This is a genomic window from Alcanivorax sp. IL3 (assembly GCF_047495465.1).
Classification (GTDB): domain Bacteria; phylum Pseudomonadota; class Gammaproteobacteria; order Pseudomonadales; family Alcanivoracaceae; genus Alcanivorax; species Alcanivorax jadensis.
The window spans coordinates 3,516,900-3,538,556 of record NZ_CP179931.1 but is presented as its reverse complement, the minus strand read 5'-3'; the positions used below and the strand labels follow the sequence as shown (position 1 = coordinate 3,538,556).

Genomic DNA, 21,657 nt, shown 5'->3' with positions numbered 1-21,657 from the left:
ACAGTTCGCGCCTCAAGCGGCGATCCTACGGTGCTATCGACGAGGTGTGGTGTTGCTACCCCGCCACGTCTTCAAACAATGCCTGCACAAATTCTTCCGCATGGAAGGGGCGCAGGTCTTCCAGTCGTTCCCCTACGCCGATAAAGCGAATCGGCAGGCCAGTGCGTTTGGCCAAGGCAAACAGGATACCCCCTTTGGCGGTGCCGTCGAGTTTGGTCAGTGCCAACCCGGTCACGCCGGCGGCATCGCGAAACTGTTCCGCCTGCTGGATGGCATTCTGGCCGGTGCCGGCGTCCAGTACCAGCAGCACTTCGTGGGGCGCATCCGGGATCAGTTTCTTCATCACCCGGGTGACCTTGGTGAGCTCCTCCATCAGGTTGCCGCGAGTGTGCAGGCGACCGGCGGTGTCGGCGATCAGCACGTCGGCGCCGCGGGACTGGGCGGCCTGGACCGCGTCATAGACTACCGAGGCGGAATCCGCGCCGGTGTGCTGTGCCACCACCGGGATGTCGTTGCGCTCGCCCCATACCTGCAGCTGCTCCACGGCAGCGGCGCGGAAGGTATCGCCAGCGGCCAGCATCACGCTCTTGCCTTCCGCCTTGAAGCGGCAGGCCAGCTTGCCGATGGTGGTGGTCTTGCCGACCCCGTTCACGCCGACCATCAGGATCACATAGGGTTTCTTGCTGCCGTCGATGGTGAGCGGTTGGTCCACTGGCACCAGCAGCTTGCGTAGTTCGTTCTGCAGGGACTCGTACAAGGCGTCAGCATCCACCAGTTCTTCGCGACTGACCTGGCCGGTCAGTGCCTCGATGATCACGTCGGTGGCTTCCACGCCCACATCGGCGACCAGCAACTGGGTCTCGATTTCCTCGAAAATCTCGTCGTCGATTTCCTTGGCGCCCACCAGCAGGTCAGCCAGGCCCTTGCCCAAGCCCTTGCGGGTCTTGCCCAGGCCCAGCTTCATGCGTGTCCAGAAGCCTTCACCATTGTCACTGTCATCCGCCGGTTCGGCCTGGCTCTCGGCCTGTGGCGATGGTTGCGGGTCAGCGGCAGGGGCTTCAACGTGTGCAGTTGCCGGGGGAGTGACTGTGGGCTCGGGTTCGCCAGAGGCATTGTCTTGCGGGGCGGGTGCCGAGTCGGTGTCGTTCAGTTCATCGGCATCCACACCGGTAAACATGCGCTTCCAGAAACCGGTCTTTTTTTCTTCCGGCTTGGGGGCGTTGTCGTCGTCGCGGGAAACTTCGTCGCTCATGTTCAGTCTTATCCAATCGCGAAGAGGGTAAATCGGGCCTCTTCCTTTGCAATGAGGCTGCAAGGACAGGGCGGTAAACCGGTATGCTATGCCGGCGATAAATAAAATGCGCCCTCCTGCAGGCTGGACGTTCGCTAACGAACGCGCGGCTATCCTAACACTTCGCTCACGGGGGAGCAGCTTCCGGGGGCGACACAATGAGGACAATGCATGAGAAAACTCATGGTGGCACTGGTGGTCATTCTCTGGAGTCTGACCGCCCGGGCCGAGCTGCCCACCCACGGCTTTACCCTGGATAACGGTCTCAAGGTGCTGATCCGCGAGGATCATCGGGCCCCTGTGGTGACCGTGATGGTGTGGTTCAAGGCCGGCAGCTTCGACGAAGCGCCCTATGAAACCGGCCTGGCCCATGTGCTTGAGCACATGATGTTCAAGGGCACCGAGAGGCTGGGGCCGGGGGATTTCTCCAAACTGGTGGCCCGTTATGGGGGCAGTGACAATGCCTTCACCAGTTATGACTACACCGCCTATTTCCAGCAGTATGAGGTGTCGCGCCTGCCGCTGGCCCTGGAGCTGGAAGCGGAGCGACTGGGCAACCTGAAGATCGACGATGACGAGTTCCATCGCGAGTTGCAGGTGGTGCTGGAAGAGCGCCGCACCCGCACCGACGACAACCCCAATGCCCTGGCCTGGGAAAAATTCCAGGCGGTGGCCCGCCCGGGTACCGGCTATGCCCACCCGATCATCGGTTGGCGCTCCCTGCTGGCCCAGCTGCAGCCGGAACAGGCGCGTAGCTGGTACGACCGCTTCTATGTGCCGGGTAATGCCACCCTGGTGGTTGCCGGTGATGTGACCCGCGATCAGGTGGAACCACTGGTACGCCGCTTCTTCAGCGACTTGCCTGCCGGCACCACGCCGCCGCGGCCAACGCAGACGGTCACCCCCCTGCTGGTGAACGCCGCCTGGATCTGGCCATGGCCGTACAGGTGCCCGCCCTTTATATGCTTTATAACGTTCCCTCCCTGGTGACTGCCGAGCAGAAAGGGGATTACTACGCCCTGACCATGCTCGCCGGGGTGCTCGATGGCGGTATGAGTGCCCGCATCGAAACCGAACTGGTACGCGGCAAGAAGCTGGTGGCCGGCGCCGGGGCCGGCTACAGCGGCATCCAGCGCGGCGATGGCACCTTTACCCTTACCGCGACTCCGAACCCGGGTGTCACTCTGGATCAGGTAGAGCAAGCTCTGCGCGAGCAGATCAAGGCCCTGCAGACCACCTTGCCGAGTGAGGACGAAATGGCACGGGTACGGGCTGGCGTGCTGGCCAGCCAGGTGTTCGAAAAGGATTCGGTGATGGGCCAGGCCATGGAGCTGGGCATGCTCAGTACCCTGGGTCTGGATATCGATCTGGCCGAGCAGTTCGAGGAGCAGTTGGGCAAAGTCACCGCCGAGGATGTGCAGCGGGTCGCCCGCCAGTGGCTGGTGCCGGAGCGATTGGCGGTGGCCCATGTGGTCCCTGAGCAGGAGGAAGAACAATGATGCGGTTACCAGGAATGATGGGGGTCGCGGTGGCGGCGCTGATGCTCAGCGCCTGTACCAGCTTCCCGACCACGGAAAAACAGGTGGCGGCCAGCGAGCCCCAGGCGCCGCAGCTGGATATTCAGTCCTGGCAGACCGGGCAGGGTGCCAAGGTCATGTTCGTGCAAAGCGATGCCTTGCCCATGCTGGATATTCGTCTGGTGATGGCGGCTGGCAGTTCCCAGGATGACGGCTTACCCGGTGTGGCCTCCCTGACCAGTGCCCTGATAGGCCAGGGCGCCGACGCCTTGAGTGTGGATGACATCGCCCGGGGCTTTGAAGATCGCGGCGCCAGCTTTTCCTCCAGCAGTTACCGGGACATGGGCATCATCAGCCTGCGTACCCTGTCGGCGGCGGAATATCGCCAGCCGGTGGTGGCGTTGTTTAATCAGGTGATCGGTTCGCCCAGCTTCCCCGAGGACGCGCTGGACCGTCTGCGTACCCGCGCCATGCAGGGGCTGCGCATGGAGCAACAGGTGCCCGGCCCGCAGGTCAGCAAGGCATTTATGGCGACGGTGTTTGCCGATCACCCCTATGGCCAGCCCAGCGGTGGGACGCTGGAGAGTTTGCCGCAGATACAGCGACAGCAGCTGGTGGATTTCTATGACACCTATTACGCCGCCGGCAATACCGTGATTGCCATGGTAGGGGACCTGTCGCGCAGCGAGGCCGAGGAGATTGCCGCACAGATCAGTGAAGCACTGCCGGCGGGAGCGGCGGCACCAGCGCTGCCCCGGGCAGAGGTGCTCAGTGAACGCAAGCGCGAGCACATCAACTTCCCCTCCGCCCAGACCCATATTTTGCTGGGCAACCAGGCCATCTGGCGGGGTAACCCGGACCATGTGGCGCTGCACGTGGGTAACCAGATTCTCGGCGGTGGTGGCTTCGCCTCCATTCTCACCGACGAGGTGCGCCAGAAACGCGGCTATGTGTACGGCATTGGTAGCGGCTTTTCCGCCATGGCGGCGGGTGGGCCATTCCAGGTGCAGTTCAAGACCGCCAATGAGAATGCTGATGAGGCACTGACCCTGACGCTGGATCTGATCGGCAAGTTTGTCGAAGAAGGCCCCAGCCAGGCGCAACTGGAGCAGGCGCGTGCCAATATTCTTGGCAGCTTTGCCCTGAGCACCGCCGACAACAGCGACATCATCGGCCAGCTGGGTGCCATTGGCTTCTACGATCTGCCGCTGGATTACCTGCAGTGGTTCAACCGCCAGGTGCGACAGGTCACCGCGGCGGATATCCGCGAGGCCTTCCGCAGAACCCTGGATGTGGAGGACCTGGCCATCGTCAGCATTGGCCCCGAGGCACCACAAGTCCTTCAGGATCAGGGCAATGAGCCTCCCGAGGTGAAGGGAGAGCGCAGTGGCGAGTAGAGGCCCGAATCGCAAAGGCGGCGTCACCAGCAAGGGTCAGGTGCGTATTATCGGCGGTGAGCGGCGCGGCCATCGCCTGCAGTTCGTGGACCAGGGGGGCGATCTGCGCCCCTCCTCCGATCGCATGCGCGAAACCCTGTTTAACTGGCTGCAGTTCGAGCTGCCGGGCCTGCGGGTACTGGATCTGTTTGCCGGTTCCGGGGTGCTGGGCGCGGAGGCGCTGAGTCGCGGCGCCCAGCGTGCAGTCCTGGTGGAAAAAAAGCGCGAACGGGCCGCCGACCTGAAGCGCCAGTTGTTGCCTCTGTTTGATGCTCGAATCGAGATCCACACTGCGGATGCGCTGCAGTGGTTGGCCAACAGTGCCCTGCAGTTTGATCTGGTGTTTGTGGACCCGCCCTACGACCTGGGGCTGGCGGAGCCAGCCTGTGCGGCGCTGGAAGAAAGAGCGATGCTGGCGGCAGACGCCTGGATCTATGTGGAAAGCCGTCGGCACGCGGAAGACCCTGTTGTGCCATCGAACTGGCAGCTACACCGAGAGAAGACCGGTGGCGATATTTGCGCGCGTTTATTCCGCCGGGAAGAAATTTGACTCCCATTCGTCGGATTTGTGTCGATTTCATGGACAATCGGCACAATTCCCCGTGTAAACGGTATGGCCCCTTGAGTGAACGTGATTGATGTCGCAGTCATGCCGGTGAATCATGTGTATTAAGCCATTAGGAATGGCCGGGGGTCGTGGATAAGGGAGCCTCTGAATAACTCCTTGCATGCTCCGCGTGGCCTGAAGCGTACTGAGTACGCAAGGAGTTATTCAGAGGTTCCCAGGCGCCGTCAACGGCGCATGGATGGGGCGGGGAAGCATAATGGAAAAGATACCGGAACGGATTCACACTGTATCGATTGGTTTAGATAAGGATCGCTTTCTGCGTCAGCTGCTGGGCTATCTGGCCGAGTCTCTGCAGGAGGTTACCGGCATGGATCAGGCGGAAGGGTTTATCTCCCTGGTGGGCCAGAAAATTGGTGATGAGCTTAATGGTCACTACCTGCAATCCCTGAATCTGACAACGCTGGATCGTTATCAAATTCCGGCAGTACTGGTCGATCTCAAACGTCGTATCGACGGCGACTTTTACCTGATCCATGCGGATGAGCGGCAACTGGTGCTGGGCAATCGGCGATGCCCGTTCGGCGACAAGGTGATTGGGCGTCCGGCGCTTTGCATGATGACATCCAACGTGTTCGGCGTGATCGCGGCGGAAAATGCCGGTTATGGCCGTGTGGATATCCAGAAGTCCATTGCCAATGGCGATGGCCACTGTCATGTGGTCATTTCTCTGGAAGCCAGCGAAACGGGGGCGGGGCGGGAATATTTTCGCTCCGGTGAATAATGCCATGGTCAGCGGACTGTCGGGCCCTGATCAATGCCATGTCCATGCCGGTGTTTGTGGTCCACGCCGATGGCCACATAGAGTGGTTGAACCGCCGGGCCAGCCAGTTGCTGGGCGATCGCGTCCCGAAAACGATCAAGTGTCTGCTGGCGTCGCCCTCACGCAGTGAGGAATTTTTGCGGGCCATGCGTCGCAATCAGGCATTTTCCCACCTCGCACTGCATCTCGGTGCACCCATGCAAGATAGTTACATTGCCAGTACCCGGATTGCCCGGCAGGGCGAGGTTCTGGATTTCTGGTTGCTGGAGCTGTTGCCAAGACAGTGGGTAGTGGGCGGCATGCATCAACTTTCCCAGATGGTCCAGCGAACCACGGCGTTGAAAAGGGAGCGAGCGGCCGCGGAGAAAACCGCACTGGTGGCGCAGACCCAGGCTTCCCGGGATGCGCTGACCGGTATTGCCAATCGCCGCGCGTTTGATGACTGGCTGGCGACGGCGCTGGCCGATCAGCAGCAAGAATTGTCTGTAATGATTGTGGATCTGGATTACTTCAAGGCCATCAATGACACCCACGGCCATGATCTGGGCGACCAGGTGTTGCAGCGTGTGGCTCGGCTGCTTAGCGGGACCCTTACCCGCCGTGGTGATCAGGTGGCCCGAATCGGCGGTGAAGAGTTCGGGATATTGCTGCCGGGGGCAGATATCCATGCCTCACTGAAAGTGGCCTGGCGGTTGGTGATGACCCTTCGCAATCACAATGCGGGCTGTCCGTCCGGCGAGAGTTGGCAGCCGGTGACCCTGTCCGTGGGTGTGGCGACCCGCCTACCTGGCAGTAACATCACCGGCCGTGAGCTGATGCGCCAAGCGGATCGAGGTCTCTACCTGGCCAAGCAGCGCGGCCGGGATCAGGCGGTGCATGCGGCTTTGTCCGGTCAGTCAGATCCACCCAGAGCGGACGCCGGGTAGCGGTGGCGCCCAGGCACAATCACTCTGCGGCCCCTCACAATCAATCTGCTCCCAGCGCCGGCGGCGGACAGGAAATGGCACAACCTGAACTAGTGTCCCATTTCTCACTGGCGAATACTGTGCTCTTACGCAGGAGGGTTTGCCATGACTAGCAAAGCGGTTGCCACATCGCCGAAAGCGCCAAAAAAACTGAATAACAGCGATATCCAGCCCCGCAAGATGGATTTCTCGTTTGATCCGGCCATGCCGCGTTACTGGTTTGACGACGACCAGTTCAAGACCATTCTGCTGACGGCCCTGTCCTGCACCTTCCCGGAAGGTGAGCGCTTCTTCGTGCGCTCCGTGCGCCATTACCAGAAACAGATCCAGGACCCGCTGCTACGCGAGCAGGTAAAAGGCTTTATCGGCCAGGAAGCCCATCATGGCAACGAGCACGATGCCTTCAATCACTTCATGGAGTCCAAAGGCGTGCCCACCGGCAAGGTGGATGAGTTCGTCAATCGCGGCATGCGCTTCATGGCCAAGCATCTGTCACCGCAACGGCAGCTGGCAAAGACCTGCGCCCTGGAGCACTTCACCGCCATGCTGGCGGAATTGATGCTGGAAAATCCTGATTTTTTCAAAGGCATGGATGAGCGCATGTTGCCACTGTGGTTATGGCATGCGGTGGAAGAAAGCGAGCATAAGGCCGTGGCTTTTGATGTGTACCAGGATCAGGTGGACAGCTACTGGGTGCGCACCTCGGAAATGGCCTTTACCACGGTGGAATTTATCAGCTTCACCATTTTCCACTACTACCAGCTGCGCAAAGGCATGGACGATGCCACCGACTGGCGATCCGTCCGTGGTGGCGTCAACTGGCTACTCGGCAAGCCGGGCTGGCTGCGTAAACTGGGCAAATCCTACCTGGCGTATTATAAGCGGGATTTTCACCCGGCCAAGCGCGACAGTACCTTCCTGCGCAAGCAAGGGTTGAAGAAACTGTCGCGGCTACTGGATCGCCCGGATCTGACTGCCTGATCGTCCCTGCGCAGGCCCTTCATGTTTTCCTGTCGTGCTGGCGTGTTACGGTGGGAAAATACCATGGAGCCTCTGAATAACTCCTTGCATGCTCAGTCTTTCAGGCTGGCTCCCTATGGAGGTGTCTATGCGCTGGTTTCATACATTGAAAGAAAAACTGTTCCCGTCCCGCCCTCAGCATGATGCTGAGCCGGCCCACGAGCCGCTGGACTATCACCCGGCCCATGAAGGGGAAACCCCGGATGATCTGCATCGTGGCCGGCACCGAATCAAGGAAACCTTTACCAGCCACTGGGATCTGGACTATATGCCCCGCGAAGAGCTGGAAGAGGCGTTGTCGAAAAACCGCAAAGATAAAAAGTAGCGCCCGCCTAGCAGCCTGCAAAGGTCTCAGGCATCGCTGCCGCGGCGGGACCGGGGGATCTGCTGTTCCTGAAAACGCTTGGAAACCCGCACCACAATATCGCTCTGGAAGGCCTTCTCGTAATGCACGTCCAGCACATAGGCCTTGGAGCGCAGACGAATGGCCAGCATGTCGCCGATTTCCACTTCCTCAATGGCGAAAGACACCGGCTTTTTCAGATAGGCGTAGCGGCTGGTGACAATCACTTCCTCAATAATCGCTTTGGCGTCTTCCAGGTCCGCATCCAGGCCCACGTGAAAGTCGGTGACGATCATCATGTCCAGTTCGCCGGAATTGCCGGAGGCCACCACATCGGTAATAAAGCGTGAGTTGGGGATAGTCACCAGATTGTCGTCCAGGGTTTGCAGGCGCACGGTGCGCAGGCCGATGGAGACGATCTCTCCGTAGACATCCGCGAAGCTGACCCGGTCGCCCACCCGGAAGGGGCGGTCGAACAGCAGCAGCAGGCCGGCTACCAGAGAGGCGGCGATGTCCTTGAGGGCAAAACCCAGGGCCACGGCGATGGAACCACCGGCGGCCAGCATGAATTCCTTGGGCGGCTGCAGCACCCCGATGATCAGCGCGGCGGAGCCTACGGTGTAGAGCACAAAGCCGATCAGGGTGGTGATCTGCAGAATCAGGAAGCGCCGGGTGGGCAGCTTTTCGGTGATCTTCAGGCTGGCCTTGCTGATGCCCCAGTTCAGTGCCCACAGCACAAAGCCGCCGATAAACAGCAGCAACAGGGCGTAGATGTTGAACAGCTCAACCACCACCGCCAGATCATTGACGATATTGCCTTCATTCATTGAGCAGATTCTTCCTTGTCAGGTAACTGATCACCTGCTGATACCACAGGGGTTTCAGCCGGTAGCGGCCATCCTCGGATTTATTCAGGAAACCGGCATCGAAGCCACCCTTGAGGGCGTAGCGCACCACATTGCCCGGCAGATTGGTGACATGGCTGATTTCCTGGCTGGTCAGGTTTTCATGGGTGGCAATGGCGGCATACACGAACAGGGCGTTCTCGCCCATGCTGTCGAGAATGCTGGCAGAGGGCGGCGTGGGCAGCCCTACCAGCACCTGTCGACCCTTGGGCTTCACCGAAGTCAGCCATAGTCGCAGGGCCACCATGGGGTTGCCGCGGCAGGCATCCCACAGCAGGCTGAAATAGCGTTGCTCCGCGTTGCGCACATTGCCCGCTTCCGGTCCACGGGAAGACAGCAGCACCTCGTCATAACGAACCCGATGACCACTGAGGTGGTTGCGCGCCAGGATCAGTGAGCGGATATCGGTCTGTCCCCAGCGTTTCACTTTCACCACGTTGCGGAACTGGTAATCACGGCCGAATACATTGCATAAATAGGCCCAGCTCTGGTTGTTGATCATCAGCAACCAGAACACATTATCCAGCCGTGCATTGACCAGGCTGAGCACGGTGCGCCAGCCTTCCAGGCCGCCGATTTCCTTGAGGAAAAAGTTCTGTGCCTCGTCGAGCACCACCAGGGTGGGCTGGCGCTCCTCGTCACTTTTCACCAGGGCCGCAGGGCCTTCGCCGGCCAGGTCCACGTCCAGGGCGTCGCCGACCAGGGAGAGAATGGCATCCGGGTCGATGGTCTTGGCCGGCACTGTCAGCTTGACCAGATTGAGGCCCTTGCAGCTTTCCGCCAGCGCCCGTTCCAGCCGCTCAATGCTGACCGTTTTGCCGCAGCCCTTTTCGCCCACTACCACCTGGGCATTCTCGTCGGTCTTGTCCTCGTGCCAGCGCTGGATATTCTTTTCCATGGCCGTCACCAGGCCCGTATCCACAAAGGGCGTCTTGCTGCCCTCTGGCAGGGCGGTGGCAAACCAGCGTTCGTAATGTTCATCCACCGGCTGCTCATTGTCGGGATCTTCTTCGTCGTTGTTGATGCGGGTGCGCAGCCGAAACAGGCGGGCCTTGAAGCGCATGTACCAGTCGAAATCTGCCAGCACCCGATCCACAAAACCCACCAGGAAGCTGGCCAGGGCCACCGGCAGCAGCAGCGGTGCAAACAGCCAGAACAGGACCGGGGTGAGCAATTTTTCCGCCAGCGGATCCAGCCGCGAAGGGAGGATGGCCTGCAGACAACGCTGATAATCCTGGGGGCGAAGCGCCAGCAGTCGGCCCAGTCCCCAGTAAATAGCTACCAGCAAAATGCCCAGACAAAGGTAATAGAGCAGTGACGGGCCCAGGCTTTCCCACACGATCAACAACGGCAACCAGGGCAGTATCAGCCAGCGTGAGATAAACCGAGCGTGGTCATGGACCTGTCGGGACTGATCGCTGCTCAGATAGGCGTTGGCACTCTGTGCCACCCGGATCACCAGCCATTCGCCGACCAGGCAGAACAATCCGTAAATCACATAAAGCCGGGCCAGCGGTAGCAGCCAGACAAGAATGCGGGTGGACGGGGTGTCCAGATACGGGGCCAGCAGATCCAGCATCAGCCATAACAGCACCCAGGGCAGCATGGGCGCCAGGCCGCTGATCAGGCGGCTGGCGTTGCGCAGCCAGCGGTGCTCACCGCTGGCCCGGACCACGGATTCGTGCAGGGTCAGGGTCCATTGGCGAGTGCGCCGGGCCAGTCGGATCAGCAGCATGAAGCCGGCGATGCCGAGGATCAGCGCCACACTGTTCTGCACCAGCGGCAGAAAGCGTTTGTTCTTGGCCGATTCCTGCAGATCCAGATCGATCACATGGGCGGTATCCAGCAGCCGCTGGCCGATGCGCTCTGCTTCGTGGTGGAGCAATGCCGGCGCCTGGGCGGGGCCGCCCATGGCGTCAATCTGGCTCCACAGGGAGCGTCGCTGCCACAGGTCAGCACGCAGCTGGCGCAGCTGGCTCTGCATCTCCAGGCGAGTGCGCAGCAGGTCGCGCCATTGTGCTGTGGGCTGGGGTGGCGGCGTCAGGGACGGGCTCTGATACCAGAGCTGATCCAGTTGTTGCAGGGCCTGTTGTGGTGATAACCCGAGCAGGGGAAGAATGGCCCAGGCCTGCCGGACATGGTCGCTGAGTGTGGTGGCCGCCAGGCTCACCGCCTCCTGGGTGTCTTGCGGGTCGGTCAGTGTCTGCAGATGTTGGTAGAGCGCAGCCAGGGACGAGAAGGCCTGGCGCTGGGTGTCGGGGAGCTGGGTAAATTGCTGGCGCAGAGTATGCAGTTTCTGGTCCTGCCGGCTCAGTTGTCCCAGCAGGGTATCAATGTCGTTTTGCAGGGCGTCGCACTTGTTGTCCGGCACGCTGCGCTGACCCGGCCGGCGCTGGGACAGGGGGGCGGTCTCCTCAAGGGGGTGGCCAAGCAAGGCCGCCAGCTGAACAGGGTCCGGCACCTGACCATTGAGATAGTCCTGTAGCTGCTGCAGCTGCGCTGCCTGCTGCTGTTTCTCCTGTTGGAGCTGTTCCAGGGTCTGACCGGCCGCCTCGCAGGCGGCCACCCCGTTGGCCTGCACCGTGGCGGTCAGGGCCAGAACGATAAGAGCAACACACAGCCGTAAACATGGCGATACCATTCGCAATTCCTTCTCCTCAGCAGAGTCCATTGTAGGAACCGGTAGCCATGCCGTCATCCATTGATATTGCCCATGGGTTTTGTAGCAGCCCGGAAGATACCAAGGTAGCGGAGTGCTATAGTCAAGAAAGGTTTAAACAGGTTCCAAGGAGACAGCCATGAGCGAACTGATTGTGCGGGCCCTGATGGCCAAGCACCCGGCGGCGGTGAAGACCGGCACGGAGCTGACGGCGGTGGTGGACATCCTGTTGCAGCACAAATTCACCGGCCTGCCGGTGGTGGATGATCACAACAAGGTGGTGGGCTTTGTGTCCGAGCAGGATTGCCTGCGCAAGCTGCTGATATCCAGCTATCACTGCGAGGGCAGTCTGGTGGTGGAAGAATTCATGCATAGCCAGCCTCTCACTGTGCACGAGGACGATTCTGCGGTGAATGTGGCCGAGCTGATGGTCACCCAGAAACCCAAGATCTATCCGGTGGTAGACGACAAGGGCATTCTGGTGGGCTTGCTGACCCGGGAGCAGGTGCTGCGCGCCCTCAAGGACAGCCGGCGGGGTTGCGACTGAGGAAAGCGGGTCATACGAAAAACCGCGAGCGCGCAACGGCGTGACCCCTGCGTACAATCCCGCATCCATGACGGGCGTTACATTCCATGACAGCTCAAAACAACAACTCGGGAGAGCTGTCATGCGTAACCTTCAAACCTTTCTGGCCGATTACGGCGAGAGCCATCAGAACCCGGTTAACCAGTGGGTCCATATCCTCTGTGTGCCGGCCATCTTTGTTTCCACCATCGGCCTGTTCTGGCTGCTGCCCCTGGGGCGCTGGCTGGGCCTGGAGGGCACTGCTGCCTATTGGGTCAATGGTGGCACCCTGCTGGCGGTAATCTGCATGCCGTTTTATCTGCGCATGTCACTGGGCATGACAGTGCTGATGACCGGTTGGTTGGCGGCGTCCCTGGCGGTCATCGTGGCGGTGGATCGCAGCGGTTTGTCTCTGGCCTGGAGTGCTGCAGGTGTATGGCTGCTGGCCTGGGCGGTGCAGGTATGGGGCCACAAGGTGGAAGGCAAGAAACCGTCCTTTGTCGATGATCTGGTGTTCCTGCTGGTAGGCCCCATGTTTGTCAGCATCGAGCTGGCACATAAATTGGGGTTTGGCCGCCGCGTATCGGCCTGATCGTCCATTGCCCGCCCGTTCACGGGCGGGCATGATCGGCGGTTATGGATGACAACACCCCACCCTTACCGGATGTGCCGCTAACCCCCCTGTTTCTCTGGCAGGGGGGCTGGCTGATGGTGATGCCTGCCATCGACAACCAGCCCCACCAGCATGTGGCCGCATCCCTGTTGGTGGGGCTGGAGCAGCCGATTCGGGTCACCGTGGAGGGGCGTCTGTGCCAGCAGCGGGTGGTGCTGGTGCCGCCGGATGTGCCCCAGAGTCTGAACAGCCAGGGGCCGGTGGCGGTGGTTCACCTGGATCCGGATGAACCGGCCTGGCGGGCCCTGTGCCGTCTGGACGGGCTGGATGAACAGCAGCAGCGTTGGTGCGGTGAACAGATTGCGGCCCTGGTGCAGACTGGCAGCGAGAGCCAGGCACGGCAATTTCTGCACGGCCTGCGCGGCGTGGCTGACCCCTTGCCGCTGGACCCGCGTATCGCCGATGCCTGCAGCCTGATGCGTGCCGGGGAGGCGGTGCCTTCCATGGATACCCTGGCGGCGCACGCCAACCTGTCTGCCTCCCGATTCCGGCATCTGTTCCGCGAACAACTCGGCGTATCCCTCAAGCGTTATCAGCTGCATCTCAAGTGTCAGCGAGCGCTGGCATTATGGCGTAGCGGCATGAATTTCACCGACCTGGCGGTGGCTGCCGGCTTTTACGACCAACCCCATCTCAATCGCACCCTGCGCGCCATGTTCGACGCCCTGCCATCGCGGTATGCTCGGGGTCTGCCGGTGCAGGTCGTGCACCTGAAAGAATAATTATGGAGGCCCCATGGATTACCAGCATATTCGCACTGATCTGGATGAAAAAATTCTTACCATTACCCTGAATCGCCCGGACCGGCTCAACGCCTTTACCCTGCGTATGAAGGATGAGCTGGTGCATGCCTTTGGCGAAGCGGATCAGAATGACGCGGTGCGGGCGGTGATCGTTACCGGTGCCGGCAAGGTGTTCTGTGCCGGCATGGAAATGCAGCCGGAAGAGGGCGGCAATGTGTTCGGCTACGACGAGGCCGAGGGTATGGATCCGCCCCTGGAGCAGATTCGTGACTCCGGTGGCGAGGTGTCTCTGGCTATCTACAACTGCCGCAAACCGGTGATTGGCGCAATTAATGGCGCCGCCGTAGGCGTGGGTATCACCATGACCCTGCCCATGGATATTCGCCTGGTGGCGGCCAACAGCAAGATCGGTTTTGTCTTCACCCAGCGGGGGCTGACCCCGGAAGCCTGTTCCTCCTGGTTCTTGCCGCGGGTGGTGGGTATTCAGAAAGCCATGGAATGGGTCATCAGCGGTGATATCTTCATGGCCGAAGAAGGCGTGGAGGCCGGGCTGTTCCACAGTGCCCATGACAAGGGTGAAGTGGTGGATGTGGCTCGCTGCATTGCCCGCAAGATGATCGCCAAGAGTTCCCCGGTAGCGGCGGCGCTGGCCAAACAGATGCTCTGGCGTAACCCCAACTTTGCCCACCCCATGCAGGCCCATGCGGTGGAATCAAAAATGATCTACTGGTCCAACGAATTCTGGGACGGCCGCGACGGCTTCACCTCCTTCCTGGAAAAACGCGAACCGCGCTTCGAAACGCCACTGGCGGATATTCCGACACAGTTCGATTTCTGGCATGAGCCAGAGCTTGGTTAACAGGACGCCCGGAATATTTTCTGCGAAGCCCGTGTTTTGTAGGGGCGCAGCTTGAGGAGGGAAAGCAGTTTCGAGGAGCGAGTAACGAGTTGCGAAAAACACCACCGGTTTTGCTTTTCGCAACTCGAACCTCGTTACTCGCTTCGCTCGTTTCGCGCCTCAAGCTGCGCTCCTACAAAAGACGGGGCGAAATTGGCGTTATCGTTTTTCTTCGCGGTAGTTTGCCGGCGTCATGCCGGTCCAGCGTTTGAAGGCCTTGGAAAACGCACTCTCATCGGAAAAGCCCAGCTTGTCAGCAATGTCGGCGAGACGGGTGCCCGCCTGTAATTCCTTTTCTGCCATGCCTTGCAGCAACGCATCGCGCAGTAGTTTGAAACTGCTACCTTCTTCTCCCAGTTTGCGCACCAGATGGCGTCCGCTCATGGCCAACTGGTCGGCCACTTTTTCCTTGCCCCAGTGCGGGTGCTGGCGGAGCAGGTCGCGGACGGTGGCGCTGAGAGACTGGCTGCCCAGGTTGTCCAGCAGTTGATCGGCCAGGGTGCGCAGGTGATGGCACAGGGACGGGTTGGCATGGATCAACGGCAGGCTCAAATCGCTGGCGGGCAACACCAGGGTGTTATGGTCAGTGGCAAAGCGTACCGGTAATCCGAGCAGGGATTCGTAGCGCCGATTATCGTCCAGCGCCGGATGGGAAAAGGTCATGCGGATTGCCTGTAGATGATCGCCGGTGGTCCAGCGTGACAGCTGCAGCAGGGCTGTCATCGCGGCTTCCACCCGCTCCCGCTGGCGCACGGTGTACTGGGGCTGGTAGCGAATCTCGCATTCGTCGTTGTGTACCTGGTACGAAAAGGCCCCCCCTTCGCCGACAATGGGGTAGTAATCCATCAGCGAATCCAGGGCATCTTCCACCGTATCGCAGCTCATCAGCACCATGCCCACGGTGTCCAGATGCCCGACCTGCAGGGCCAGCCCGAACTGGATGCCCACCAGCGGGTCGCGGGCCTGTTCGCAGAAGCTTTCCCAGATTTGGCCCTGCAGCGCCAGGCTGACACGGTCCTGTTCCCCGACCGCCTGTTGCAGCGTGGCGGGCAGGGCGAATCCCAGCTGTTCTGCTGCGTGGCTGATGGCCTGGGTGAAGCGCACTGTAACGGTGGGGGTGTGCGTCATGCTGTTATGAGGTCCCGAATTAACCGTGGCAAGGTCCCGAATTGGCCGTGAGCCTGCACCCGGTGGACCGTAGAGTAGACATCATACCAAATGCTGAGTCCAACTCGGCCAACCCGGATCCGGGTTCATAATAATAGTTATCGGGACAGCCATGTACGCAGTGATAGGCGCCGGCCCCATGGGCCTGGCCACCGCCAGAAATCTTAACAAGTACGATATTCCTTTCATCGGGTTCGATCTGAACAGCGATGTGGGTGGCCTGTGGGACATCGATAATCCCCACAGCACCATGTATCAGTCCGCGCATCTGATTTCCTCCAAGGGAATGACCGAATTCAGTGAATTCCCCATGCCGGATGAGGTGGCCACCTATCCCCATCACAGTGAAATGAAGCGCTATTTCCAGAGTTATGCGCGCCATTTTGATCTGTATCGGCACTACGAATTTTCCACCCGGGTGGTGCGTGTGGAGCGCAACGGTGACGGCTGGCAGATCACCACCGAACGGGATGGGGAAACGCAAAGCCGTTATTTCGACGGTGTCCTGATCGCCAATGGCACCCTGCACACACCCAACCAGCCCAGCCTGCCTGGCAAGTTCGAGGGTGAGCTGATGCATTCCTGCGATTATCGCGATGCGGCGGTGTTTGATGGCAAGCGGGTGCTGATCGTGGGCTGTGGCAACTCTGCCTGTGATATTGCGGTGGACGCGGTGCACCGGGCGGCCAGTGTGGATCTGTCCGTACGTCGCGGGTATTACTTCCTGCCCAAGTTTATCGGCGGCAAACCCACCGACAGCATCGGTGGCAAGCTCAAGTTGCCCCGCGGACTCAAGCAGCGACTGGATGCCCGGCTGATTCGTCTTATTGTCGGCAAGCCCAGTGACTACGGCCTGCCGGAGCCGTCATACCGGATGTATGAATCCCACCCGGTGATCAATTCACTGGTACTGCACCATCTCGGTCATGGTGACATCACACCCCACGGCGACATTGTCGGGGTGGTGGGTGACACGGTGACCTTTGCCGACGGCCAGTCCCGGGTTTATGACCTGGTCCTGATGGCCACGGGCTACAAACTGGATTACCCCTTTATCGATGCCTCGGAGCTGAACTGGCACAACGCCGATGCGCCGCAGTTATACCTGAATGTGTTCCACCCGCAGAACCGTAACCTGTTCATGATGGGCATGGTGGAAGCCGCCGGCCTGGGCTGGGAAGGGCGCAATGAGCAGGCGGAGATGGTGGCTCTCTACATCAAGGCCCGGCAGAACCAGCACCCTGTGGCAGACAAACTGGAACAGAAGGCCAAAGCGGAAGCCGGGCAGACCCTGGACGGTGGCTTCGACTACCTGAAGCTGGAACGTATGGCCTACTACGTGCACAAGGACAGTTACCGCAAGGCGGTCAACGCCCACATCGCCGACCTGAAACAGGGGGTGTGAGGTGGAGGTTCAGTTCAGTAGCGAGAATCTGCTGATTCTCAACGTCATCCTGGCATTCATGATGTTCGGGGTGTCCCTGTCGCTCACCGGTGAGGATTTCCGGCGCGTGCTAAAGCGCCCGGATGCCCCCATTGTCGGTCTGCTTGCCCAGTTCGTACTGCTGCCCGCCGCCACCTGCCTGACCACCTGGTACTTCGAGGTGGAGCCGGAAATGGCGTTGGGCATGATTCTGGTGGCGTCCTGCCCGGGCGGTTCGTTTTCCAACATCATGACCTGGCTGGCGCGGGCCAATGTGGCCGTATCAGTAAGCATGACGGCCATCTCCAGCCTGGTGGCCATGGTGATGACACCGTTCAACTTTGCCCTCTATGGCTGGCTCAACCCCAATACCCGTTCCATGCTCACCGAAATCCAGTTGGACAGCATGAACATCCTGATCCTGGTGGTGCTGGTGTTGGGGCTGCCACTGCTGGTGGGCATGATGACCGGCAAGCTGTTTCCGGGTTTTGCTGCCAAAGCCGAGAAGCCCATGCGGGTGATCACGCTGCTGGTATTGCTGTTGTTTGTTGGGGTGGCGTTCAGCAACAACATGGATGTGTTCCTGGCCACGGCGGATCGCATCGTCATTCTGGTGGTGCTGCAGAATATGCTGGCGCTGGGCATGGGGGCCTTTGCCGGTATGCTCACGGGCCTGCCCCGGCAGGATCGACGTGCCATCACCATGGAGGTGGGGATTCAGAATTCCGGCCTGGGCCTGGCCATTCTGTTTACGTTTTTCCCGCAAGCCAGCGGCATGATCTTGATCGCTGCGTTCTGGGGCGTCTGGCATCTGATTTCCGGATTGTTGCTGGCCTGGTGGTGGTCACGAGGCCATGGCTGTGAGGAGGGCGCATGCGACGACGTATCCTGATTACTGGCGCTGCCGGCTATATCGGTAGCCAGGTGGCTCGCCGACTCAGCCAGGACCACCATGTGGTAGGGGTGGATATTCGCGCGGATGACAGTGCCGATTTTCCGTTTTACGAGATGGATATTCGTGACCCGGATCTGGGGCGCCTGCTGGGTGAGCACCAGATTCAGCAGGTGGTCCACCTGGCCGCCGTGCTGGAGGATTCCGGCGACCGGGCCCGGGATTTCGATATCGATGTGAACGGTACCCGCAATGTGCTGGATGCCTGTGTGGCGGCCGGCGTGGAACAACTGGTGGTGGCCAGCTCCGGCGCCGCCTACGGCTATCACCCGGATAATCCCGCCTGGCTGGATGAAGATGATGCCCTGCGCGGAAACCCGGAATTTCCCTACTCGGATCACAAGCGCCAGGTGGAAACCCTGCTGGCGGAGTATCGCCAGACACACCCGGCACTGAAGCAACTGGTGCTGCGCCCGGGCACCGTGCTGGGCGCCAATACCCGTAACCTGATTACCCGTCTGTTCGAGAAACCCCGCCTGGTGGCGGTGGCCGGTTCGCCATCGCCCTTTGTCTTTATCTGGGATCAGGATGTGGTGGCGATCATTCAGAAGGGCGTTCTGGAAGGCAAAACCGGTCGCTACAACCTGGCCGGTGACGGCGCCCTCAGCATTCATGAGTTGGGCCGTTTGCTGGATAAACCGGTGGTCTCCGTGCCTGCCGGCCTGATTCGCGCGGCCCTTTGGATCGGCAACCGCCTGAGCCTTACCCGTTACACACCCGCGCAGGTGAATTTCCTGCGCTACCGGCCGGTGCTGGCCAATCGACGACTCAAGGAAGACTTCGGCTATATCCCCCGCAAGACCTCGGAGCAGGTATTTCGCTTCTATATGGCCGGGCAACAACAGAGGAAGGATGAATGAAAACCGTACTGATTACCGGGGCCGCGTCCGGCCTCGGTTGGGCCTTGTCCCAGCAAGCCTTCTCGCTGGGCCATCGGGTCATCATGACCGATATGAACGCCTTGCTGCTGGCAGCACGGGCCGATGCCCTGGCCAGTCAGGATCCATCCCGGGTTTCTTTTCACCGGCTGGATGTGACCGACAGTGAGGCCATCACCGCACTGGTGGCCTTGCTCAAGGAAAAGGAAGGCGGCCTGGATGTGCTGATCAACAATGCTGGTATTACCCACCGTTCCCTGGCGGACAAGACTGACATTGCCGTATTCCGCAAGGTCATGGCGGTGGACTGGCAGGCGCCGGTGGAAATGGCCGTGGCCTGTTTGCCGCTGCTCAAGCTTAGCGGGGGCGGTATCATCAATATCGGTTCCATGGCGGGCTGGATGCCGGTGCTGGGGCGAGCCGGCTACTGCAGTGCGAAAAGTGCCCTGAGCCAGTTTTTCGAGGTGCTGCGCGGCGAGGTGGCGCAGTATGGAGTGCATATCCTGATGGTGTATCCCAGCTTCCTCGACACGCCTATTGAAACCAATGCTTTGGGCCATGATGGTCAGCCTGCCGCACACCCCCGTTCCATGGTGGGTGCCATGCAGACGCCGGAGTGGATGGCAGAGCGAGTGTTCGAGGCCTATTACCGCAAGAAAAAGCGCCTGTTCCCGGATCGTTTTACCTGGTTCGCCAGCCTGTTGTGGCGACTGGCGCCGGACTTCTACCAGCGCATGATGGTGCGCAAGTTCGCTTCCGAATTGGAACCGCATTAATGGCAGAGATGATCACGCTGCCCTGGCTGCTGCTGGGGCTGTTTATCTTTCTGGCCTTCACCACCGAAGCCGCCACCGGGTTTGGCAGCATCGTCATTGCCCTGTCGCTGGGGGCGCTGGTGTTGCCGATTGCGGAGATTCTGCCGGTGCTTGTGCCGCTCAATATTGTCATGAGCAGCACCCTGAGTTGGCGTCACCGCCGCGCCATTCACTGGCCCACCCTGTGGAAACTGATCCTGCCATTGATGGTGGTGGGGACTTTGGCCGGTTACGGGTTGCGTCCCTGGCTGGGAGACCAGTTGCTCAAGAATGCCTTCGGTGTGCTGGTGCTGTGGTTCAGCGGACGGGAGTTGTGGCGAATGTGGCGTGGCGCGACTGCCTCAGCCCATGGCGGCCTGTGGGCCCGCGTGTGGATGTTTCTGGCGGGTATCACCCATGGTCTGTTTGCCTCCGGTGGCCCGCTGCTGGTCTATGCCCTCAGCGGCCTGTCCCTGGACAAGCAACGCTTCCGCGCCACCCTGATTCTGGTGTGGCTGGCTCTCAACAGCCTGCTCACCCTGGTGTTCCTGCTGGATGGCAGCCTGCTGCCAGCAGCGCCCCGTATTGCCATGCTGGTACCGGTGGTCATCGTTGCCATGGTGGTGGGGGAAGTGTTGCATCACCGGGTCAACGAGCAGCGATTCCGGCAGGCGGTGTTTGTGGTGCTGGCCGTGACCGGGGGGATTCTGGCCTGGCCGGGGTGAGATGAGCTACGAGCTACGCTCGTTGGATAGGGAGGGTCTGGCAAGTTCCCCGGATGTCGGTATTTCTACGAAGCCCCTGTAGGAGTACCTCTTGAGGTGCGAACCGCGCTTGCGCGGAAATCGACCGTAGGGCGATCAGGCCATTCAGAACTCGACAGGTCTATCCAAACACAACCAGCCCATACCCAGCCCGATGTGGATTGGATCGCCCGGCAGCGACCAGGTGCCTCATGGCCTCACTCTGTAGCCCAAAAGGCAATTTTCCTTTCCTCTGTCATCATGCTATTGGTTTCCTGTCGTCCGGTTTATGTTCAGGAGTTGCCATGTCCCATGTGGAGATTCGTCCGGTTACCGGTTTTGCCGTAGAGCCCTGGCTGGATGAGCTGGCTGAACTGCGCATTCAGGTATTTCGGGATTTTCCCTATTTGTACGAGGGGGATCGGGACTACGAGCGTCGTTATCTGGATCGCTATGCCCAGTCTGATCGCAGCGTCTTTGTGTTGGCGCTGGAGTTCAACCGGCTGGTGGGGGCGGCCACGGCATTGCCGCTAATGGATGCGGACGAGGAATTTCAGGCACCGTTCCGGCAACTGGGCGCGGAGCTGGGTTCGGTATTCTATTTTGGCGAGTCGGTATTGCTACAACCTTATCGGGGTGAGGGGGTTGGCCACCGCTTCTTTGATCTACGCGAGCAGTACGCGGCGGATTTTGGATTTCTGCACACGGCGTTCTGTGCCGTGGAGCGCCCGGATGACCACCCTCTGCGCCCTGACAGTTATCGCCCGCTGGATGATTTCTGGCGCGGCCGGGGCTATTTCCCCCAGAAGCAGCTGGTGGCCCATTTCGACTGGACTGACGTGGGCGAGGTGACACCTACCCGCAAGGCCATGCAGTTCTGGCTACACAGTCTTTAATCGGGCCTAAGAAAAAGGGTGGCTCAGCGGCAATCCGCCGGCGGATGTCTGTTTGTAGATGACTGTTTTTGCCGAGTTTTCTTCTCTGCTGCCAGATATGCAGCTTTGCGCGTTTTTAATATTGCAATAATTGCGTATTTCGTTTGTGTGGCGCTGCCATCAATCTTTCATCTATATGAGCGATTAACCGTCAACTTGTGCCTCCTATACTCGGTGCCTCGAGTGTGAATTTGTTGTGAAGGGGGGCATGGAGCGTGATTACCGCACTCATCAACACTGGGCGGCTCGCCTTGCCCGACAGGCCATGATTATCGTGCCGCTGGCATTGCTGGCGGTGGGTGTCGCGGTGATGGTGGCAGGGTAACGACAGGTTCGATGCAGGGCGCCGGATAAAAATCTGA

At 60.2% G+C, this 21,657-nt stretch carries 22 protein-coding genes; 18 read left to right on the top strand and 4 right to left on the bottom strand.

Annotated elements, in window-relative coordinates:
• Window positions 1-55: 55 nt before the first annotated feature.
• The gene (gene ftsY, locus ACMG4M_RS16515) at window positions 56-1,252 is read right to left on the bottom strand and encodes a signal recognition particle-docking protein FtsY (protein WP_035248608.1); all 1,197 of its coding nucleotides are present in this window, start codon (window positions 1,250-1,252) and stop codon (window positions 56-58) included.
• Window positions 1,253-1,462: 210 nt separating this feature from the next.
• Between ftsY and ACMG4M_RS16510 the strand changes: the two genes are divergently transcribed.
• From ACMG4M_RS16510 to ACMG4M_RS16475, 8 genes are all read left to right on the top strand, one after another.
• Window positions 1,463-2,281: a M16 family metallopeptidase gene (locus tag ACMG4M_RS16510; protein ID WP_414430449.1), complete on the top strand. Its 819-nt coding sequence runs from the start codon at window positions 1,463-1,465 to the stop codon at window positions 2,279-2,281.
• Window positions 2,227-2,790, top strand: a complete 564-nt coding sequence (locus ACMG4M_RS16505) for a M16 family metallopeptidase (protein WP_414430448.1) — start codon at window positions 2,227-2,229, stop codon at window positions 2,788-2,790. Before ACMG4M_RS16510 ends, ACMG4M_RS16505 begins: the two co-directional genes overlap by 55 nt.
• A complete protein-coding gene (locus tag ACMG4M_RS16500; RefSeq protein ID WP_414430447.1) occupies window positions 2,787-4,205 on the top strand; it encodes a M16 family metallopeptidase in 1,419 nt (472 codons plus the stop codon). The genes ACMG4M_RS16505 and ACMG4M_RS16500 overlap by 4 nt, the downstream gene beginning before the upstream one ends.
• Complete coding sequence (gene rsmD, locus ACMG4M_RS16495) at window positions 4,195-4,794, top strand: 16S rRNA (guanine(966)-N(2))-methyltransferase RsmD (RefSeq protein ID WP_414430446.1); 600 nt, start codon at window positions 4,195-4,197, stop codon at window positions 4,792-4,794. The genes ACMG4M_RS16500 and rsmD overlap by 11 nt, the downstream gene beginning before the upstream one ends.
• Window positions 4,795-5,068: 274 nt before the next feature.
• The gene (locus tag ACMG4M_RS16490) at window positions 5,069-5,593 is read left to right on the top strand and encodes a methanogen output domain 1-containing protein (protein WP_414430445.1); all 525 of its coding nucleotides are present in this window, start codon (window positions 5,069-5,071) and stop codon (window positions 5,591-5,593) included.
• Entirely contained in the window at window positions 5,593-6,558 is a 966-nt protein-coding gene (locus ACMG4M_RS16485) for a sensor domain-containing diguanylate cyclase (RefSeq protein WP_272961437.1), read from the top strand. The genes ACMG4M_RS16490 and ACMG4M_RS16485 overlap by 1 nt, the downstream gene beginning before the upstream one ends.
• Before the next feature lie 144 nt (window positions 6,559-6,702).
• On the top strand, window positions 6,703-7,578 hold the full coding sequence (locus ACMG4M_RS16480; protein WP_414430444.1) for a metal-dependent hydrolase: 876 nt from the start codon (window positions 6,703-6,705) through the stop codon (window positions 7,576-7,578).
• A gap of 127 nt (window positions 7,579-7,705) precedes the next feature.
• Window positions 7,706-7,942, top strand: coding sequence for a hypothetical protein (locus tag ACMG4M_RS16475; RefSeq protein WP_414430443.1), 237 nt, complete (start codon window positions 7,706-7,708; stop codon window positions 7,940-7,942).
• A gap of 26 nt (window positions 7,943-7,968) precedes the next feature.
• Here the strand turns inward: ACMG4M_RS16475 and ACMG4M_RS16470 are convergent, their stop codons facing one another.
• Window positions 7,969-8,787, bottom strand: coding sequence for a mechanosensitive ion channel family protein (locus tag ACMG4M_RS16470; RefSeq protein ID WP_414430442.1), 819 nt, complete (start codon window positions 8,785-8,787; stop codon window positions 7,969-7,971).
• On the bottom strand, window positions 8,780-11,506 hold the full coding sequence (locus ACMG4M_RS16465) for an AAA family ATPase (RefSeq protein ID WP_414430441.1): 2,727 nt from the start codon (window positions 11,504-11,506) through the stop codon (window positions 8,780-8,782). Before ACMG4M_RS16465 ends, ACMG4M_RS16470 begins: the two co-directional genes overlap by 8 nt.
• Window positions 11,507-11,663: 157 nt before the next feature.
• On the opposite strand from ACMG4M_RS16465, the gene ACMG4M_RS16460 reads away from it, so the two are divergent.
• The 4 genes from ACMG4M_RS16460 (at window position 11,664) to ACMG4M_RS16445 (ending at window position 14,364) form a co-directional block, all read left to right on the top strand.
• A complete protein-coding gene (locus ACMG4M_RS16460) occupies window positions 11,664-12,071 on the top strand; it encodes a CBS domain-containing protein (protein WP_035248590.1) in 408 nt (135 codons plus the stop codon).
• A gap of 121 nt (window positions 12,072-12,192) precedes the next feature.
• The gene (locus ACMG4M_RS16455; protein ID WP_035248587.1) at window positions 12,193-12,681 is read left to right on the top strand and encodes a DUF962 domain-containing protein; all 489 of its coding nucleotides are present in this window, start codon (window positions 12,193-12,195) and stop codon (window positions 12,679-12,681) included.
• A 44-nt stretch (window positions 12,682-12,725) separates the two neighbouring features.
• Entirely contained in the window at window positions 12,726-13,484 is a 759-nt protein-coding gene (locus ACMG4M_RS16450; protein WP_035248585.1) for a helix-turn-helix domain-containing protein, read from the top strand.
• 13 nt (window positions 13,485-13,497) lie between these two features.
• The gene (locus ACMG4M_RS16445) at window positions 13,498-14,364 is read left to right on the top strand and encodes a crotonase/enoyl-CoA hydratase family protein (RefSeq protein WP_035248582.1); all 867 of its coding nucleotides are present in this window, start codon (window positions 13,498-13,500) and stop codon (window positions 14,362-14,364) included.
• Between the two features lie 198 nt (window positions 14,365-14,562).
• Here the strand turns inward: ACMG4M_RS16445 and ACMG4M_RS16440 are convergent, their stop codons facing one another.
• Window positions 14,563-15,531 carry an AraC family transcriptional regulator gene (locus tag ACMG4M_RS16440; protein WP_035248580.1) on the bottom strand — a complete coding sequence of 323 codons (969 nt, stop codon included), beginning with the start codon at window positions 15,529-15,531 and terminating at the stop codon, window positions 14,563-14,565.
• 151 nt (window positions 15,532-15,682) lie between these two features.
• Here ACMG4M_RS16440 and ACMG4M_RS16435 point away from each other — a divergent pair, with 151 nt between their 5' ends.
• The 6 genes from ACMG4M_RS16435 (at window position 15,683) to ACMG4M_RS16410 (ending at window position 21,256) form a co-directional block, all read left to right on the top strand.
• The gene (locus ACMG4M_RS16435; RefSeq protein WP_349380395.1) at window positions 15,683-16,975 is read left to right on the top strand and encodes a flavin-containing monooxygenase; all 1,293 of its coding nucleotides are present in this window, start codon (window positions 15,683-15,685) and stop codon (window positions 16,973-16,975) included.
• 1 nt (window position 16,976) lies between these two features.
• A complete protein-coding gene (locus ACMG4M_RS16430) occupies window positions 16,977-17,885 on the top strand; it encodes a bile acid:sodium symporter family protein (protein WP_349380396.1) in 909 nt (302 codons plus the stop codon).
• Window positions 17,867-18,805, top strand: a complete 939-nt coding sequence (locus ACMG4M_RS16425; protein ID WP_035248576.1) for an SDR family oxidoreductase — start codon at window positions 17,867-17,869, stop codon at window positions 18,803-18,805. Before ACMG4M_RS16430 ends, ACMG4M_RS16425 begins: the two co-directional genes overlap by 19 nt.
• A complete protein-coding gene (locus tag ACMG4M_RS16420; RefSeq protein WP_035248574.1) occupies window positions 18,802-19,599 on the top strand; it encodes an SDR family NAD(P)-dependent oxidoreductase in 798 nt (265 codons plus the stop codon). Before ACMG4M_RS16425 ends, ACMG4M_RS16420 begins: the two co-directional genes overlap by 4 nt.
• Complete coding sequence (locus tag ACMG4M_RS16415; protein ID WP_084573489.1) at window positions 19,599-20,342, top strand: sulfite exporter TauE/SafE family protein; 744 nt, start codon at window positions 19,599-19,601, stop codon at window positions 20,340-20,342. Before ACMG4M_RS16420 ends, ACMG4M_RS16415 begins: the two co-directional genes overlap by 1 nt.
• A 323-nt stretch (window positions 20,343-20,665) precedes the next feature.
• Complete coding sequence (locus ACMG4M_RS16410; protein WP_035248572.1) at window positions 20,666-21,256, top strand: GNAT family N-acetyltransferase; 591 nt, start codon at window positions 20,666-20,668, stop codon at window positions 21,254-21,256.
• Window positions 21,257-21,657: the final 401 nt, after the last annotated feature.

Coding starts and splice junctions, on each gene's coding strand:
- ACMG4M_RS16475 (WP_414430443.1), top strand. CDS start 7,706: ATGCGCTGGTTTCATACATTGAAAGAAAAACTGTTCCCGTCCCGCCCT.
- ACMG4M_RS16460 (WP_035248590.1), top strand. CDS start 11,664: ATGAGCGAACTGATTGTGCGGGCCCTGATGGCCAAGCACCCGGCGGCG.
- ACMG4M_RS16410 (WP_035248572.1), top strand. CDS start 20,666: ATGTCCCATGTGGAGATTCGTCCGGTTACCGGTTTTGCCGTAGAGCCC.
- ACMG4M_RS16500 (WP_414430447.1), top strand. CDS start 2,787: ATGATGCGGTTACCAGGAATGATGGGGGTCGCGGTGGCGGCGCTGATG.
- ACMG4M_RS16415 (WP_084573489.1), top strand. CDS start 19,599: ATGGCAGAGATGATCACGCTGCCCTGGCTGCTGCTGGGGCTGTTTATC.
- ACMG4M_RS16510 (WP_414430449.1), top strand. CDS start 1,463: ATGAGAAAACTCATGGTGGCACTGGTGGTCATTCTCTGGAGTCTGACC.
- ACMG4M_RS16480 (WP_414430444.1), top strand. CDS start 6,703: ATGACTAGCAAAGCGGTTGCCACATCGCCGAAAGCGCCAAAAAAACTG.
- ACMG4M_RS16485 (WP_272961437.1), top strand. CDS start 5,593: ATGCCATGGTCAGCGGACTGTCGGGCCCTGATCAATGCCATGTCCATG.
- ACMG4M_RS16490 (WP_414430445.1), top strand. CDS start 5,069: ATGGAAAAGATACCGGAACGGATTCACACTGTATCGATTGGTTTAGAT.
- ACMG4M_RS16425 (WP_035248576.1), top strand. CDS start 17,867: ATGCGACGACGTATCCTGATTACTGGCGCTGCCGGCTATATCGGTAGC.
- ACMG4M_RS16450 (WP_035248585.1), top strand. CDS start 12,726: ATGGATGACAACACCCCACCCTTACCGGATGTGCCGCTAACCCCCCTG.
- ACMG4M_RS16445 (WP_035248582.1), top strand. CDS start 13,498: ATGGATTACCAGCATATTCGCACTGATCTGGATGAAAAAATTCTTACC.
- ACMG4M_RS16455 (WP_035248587.1), top strand. CDS start 12,193: ATGCGTAACCTTCAAACCTTTCTGGCCGATTACGGCGAGAGCCATCAG.
- ACMG4M_RS16435 (WP_349380395.1), top strand. CDS start 15,683: ATGTACGCAGTGATAGGCGCCGGCCCCATGGGCCTGGCCACCGCCAGA.
- ACMG4M_RS16420 (WP_035248574.1), top strand. CDS start 18,802: ATGAAAACCGTACTGATTACCGGGGCCGCGTCCGGCCTCGGTTGGGCC.
- ACMG4M_RS16465 (WP_414430441.1), bottom strand. CDS start 11,506: ATGGTATCGCCATGTTTACGGCTGTGTGTTGCTCTTATCGTTCTGGCC.
- ACMG4M_RS16505 (WP_414430448.1), top strand. CDS start 2,227: ATGGCCGTACAGGTGCCCGCCCTTTATATGCTTTATAACGTTCCCTCC.
- ACMG4M_RS16470 (WP_414430442.1), bottom strand. CDS start 8,787: ATGAATGAAGGCAATATCGTCAATGATCTGGCGGTGGTGGTTGAGCTG.
- ACMG4M_RS16440 (WP_035248580.1), bottom strand. CDS start 15,531: ATGACGCACACCCCCACCGTTACAGTGCGCTTCACCCAGGCCATCAGC.
- ftsY (WP_035248608.1), bottom strand. CDS start 1,252: ATGAGCGACGAAGTTTCCCGCGACGACGACAACGCCCCCAAGCCGGAA.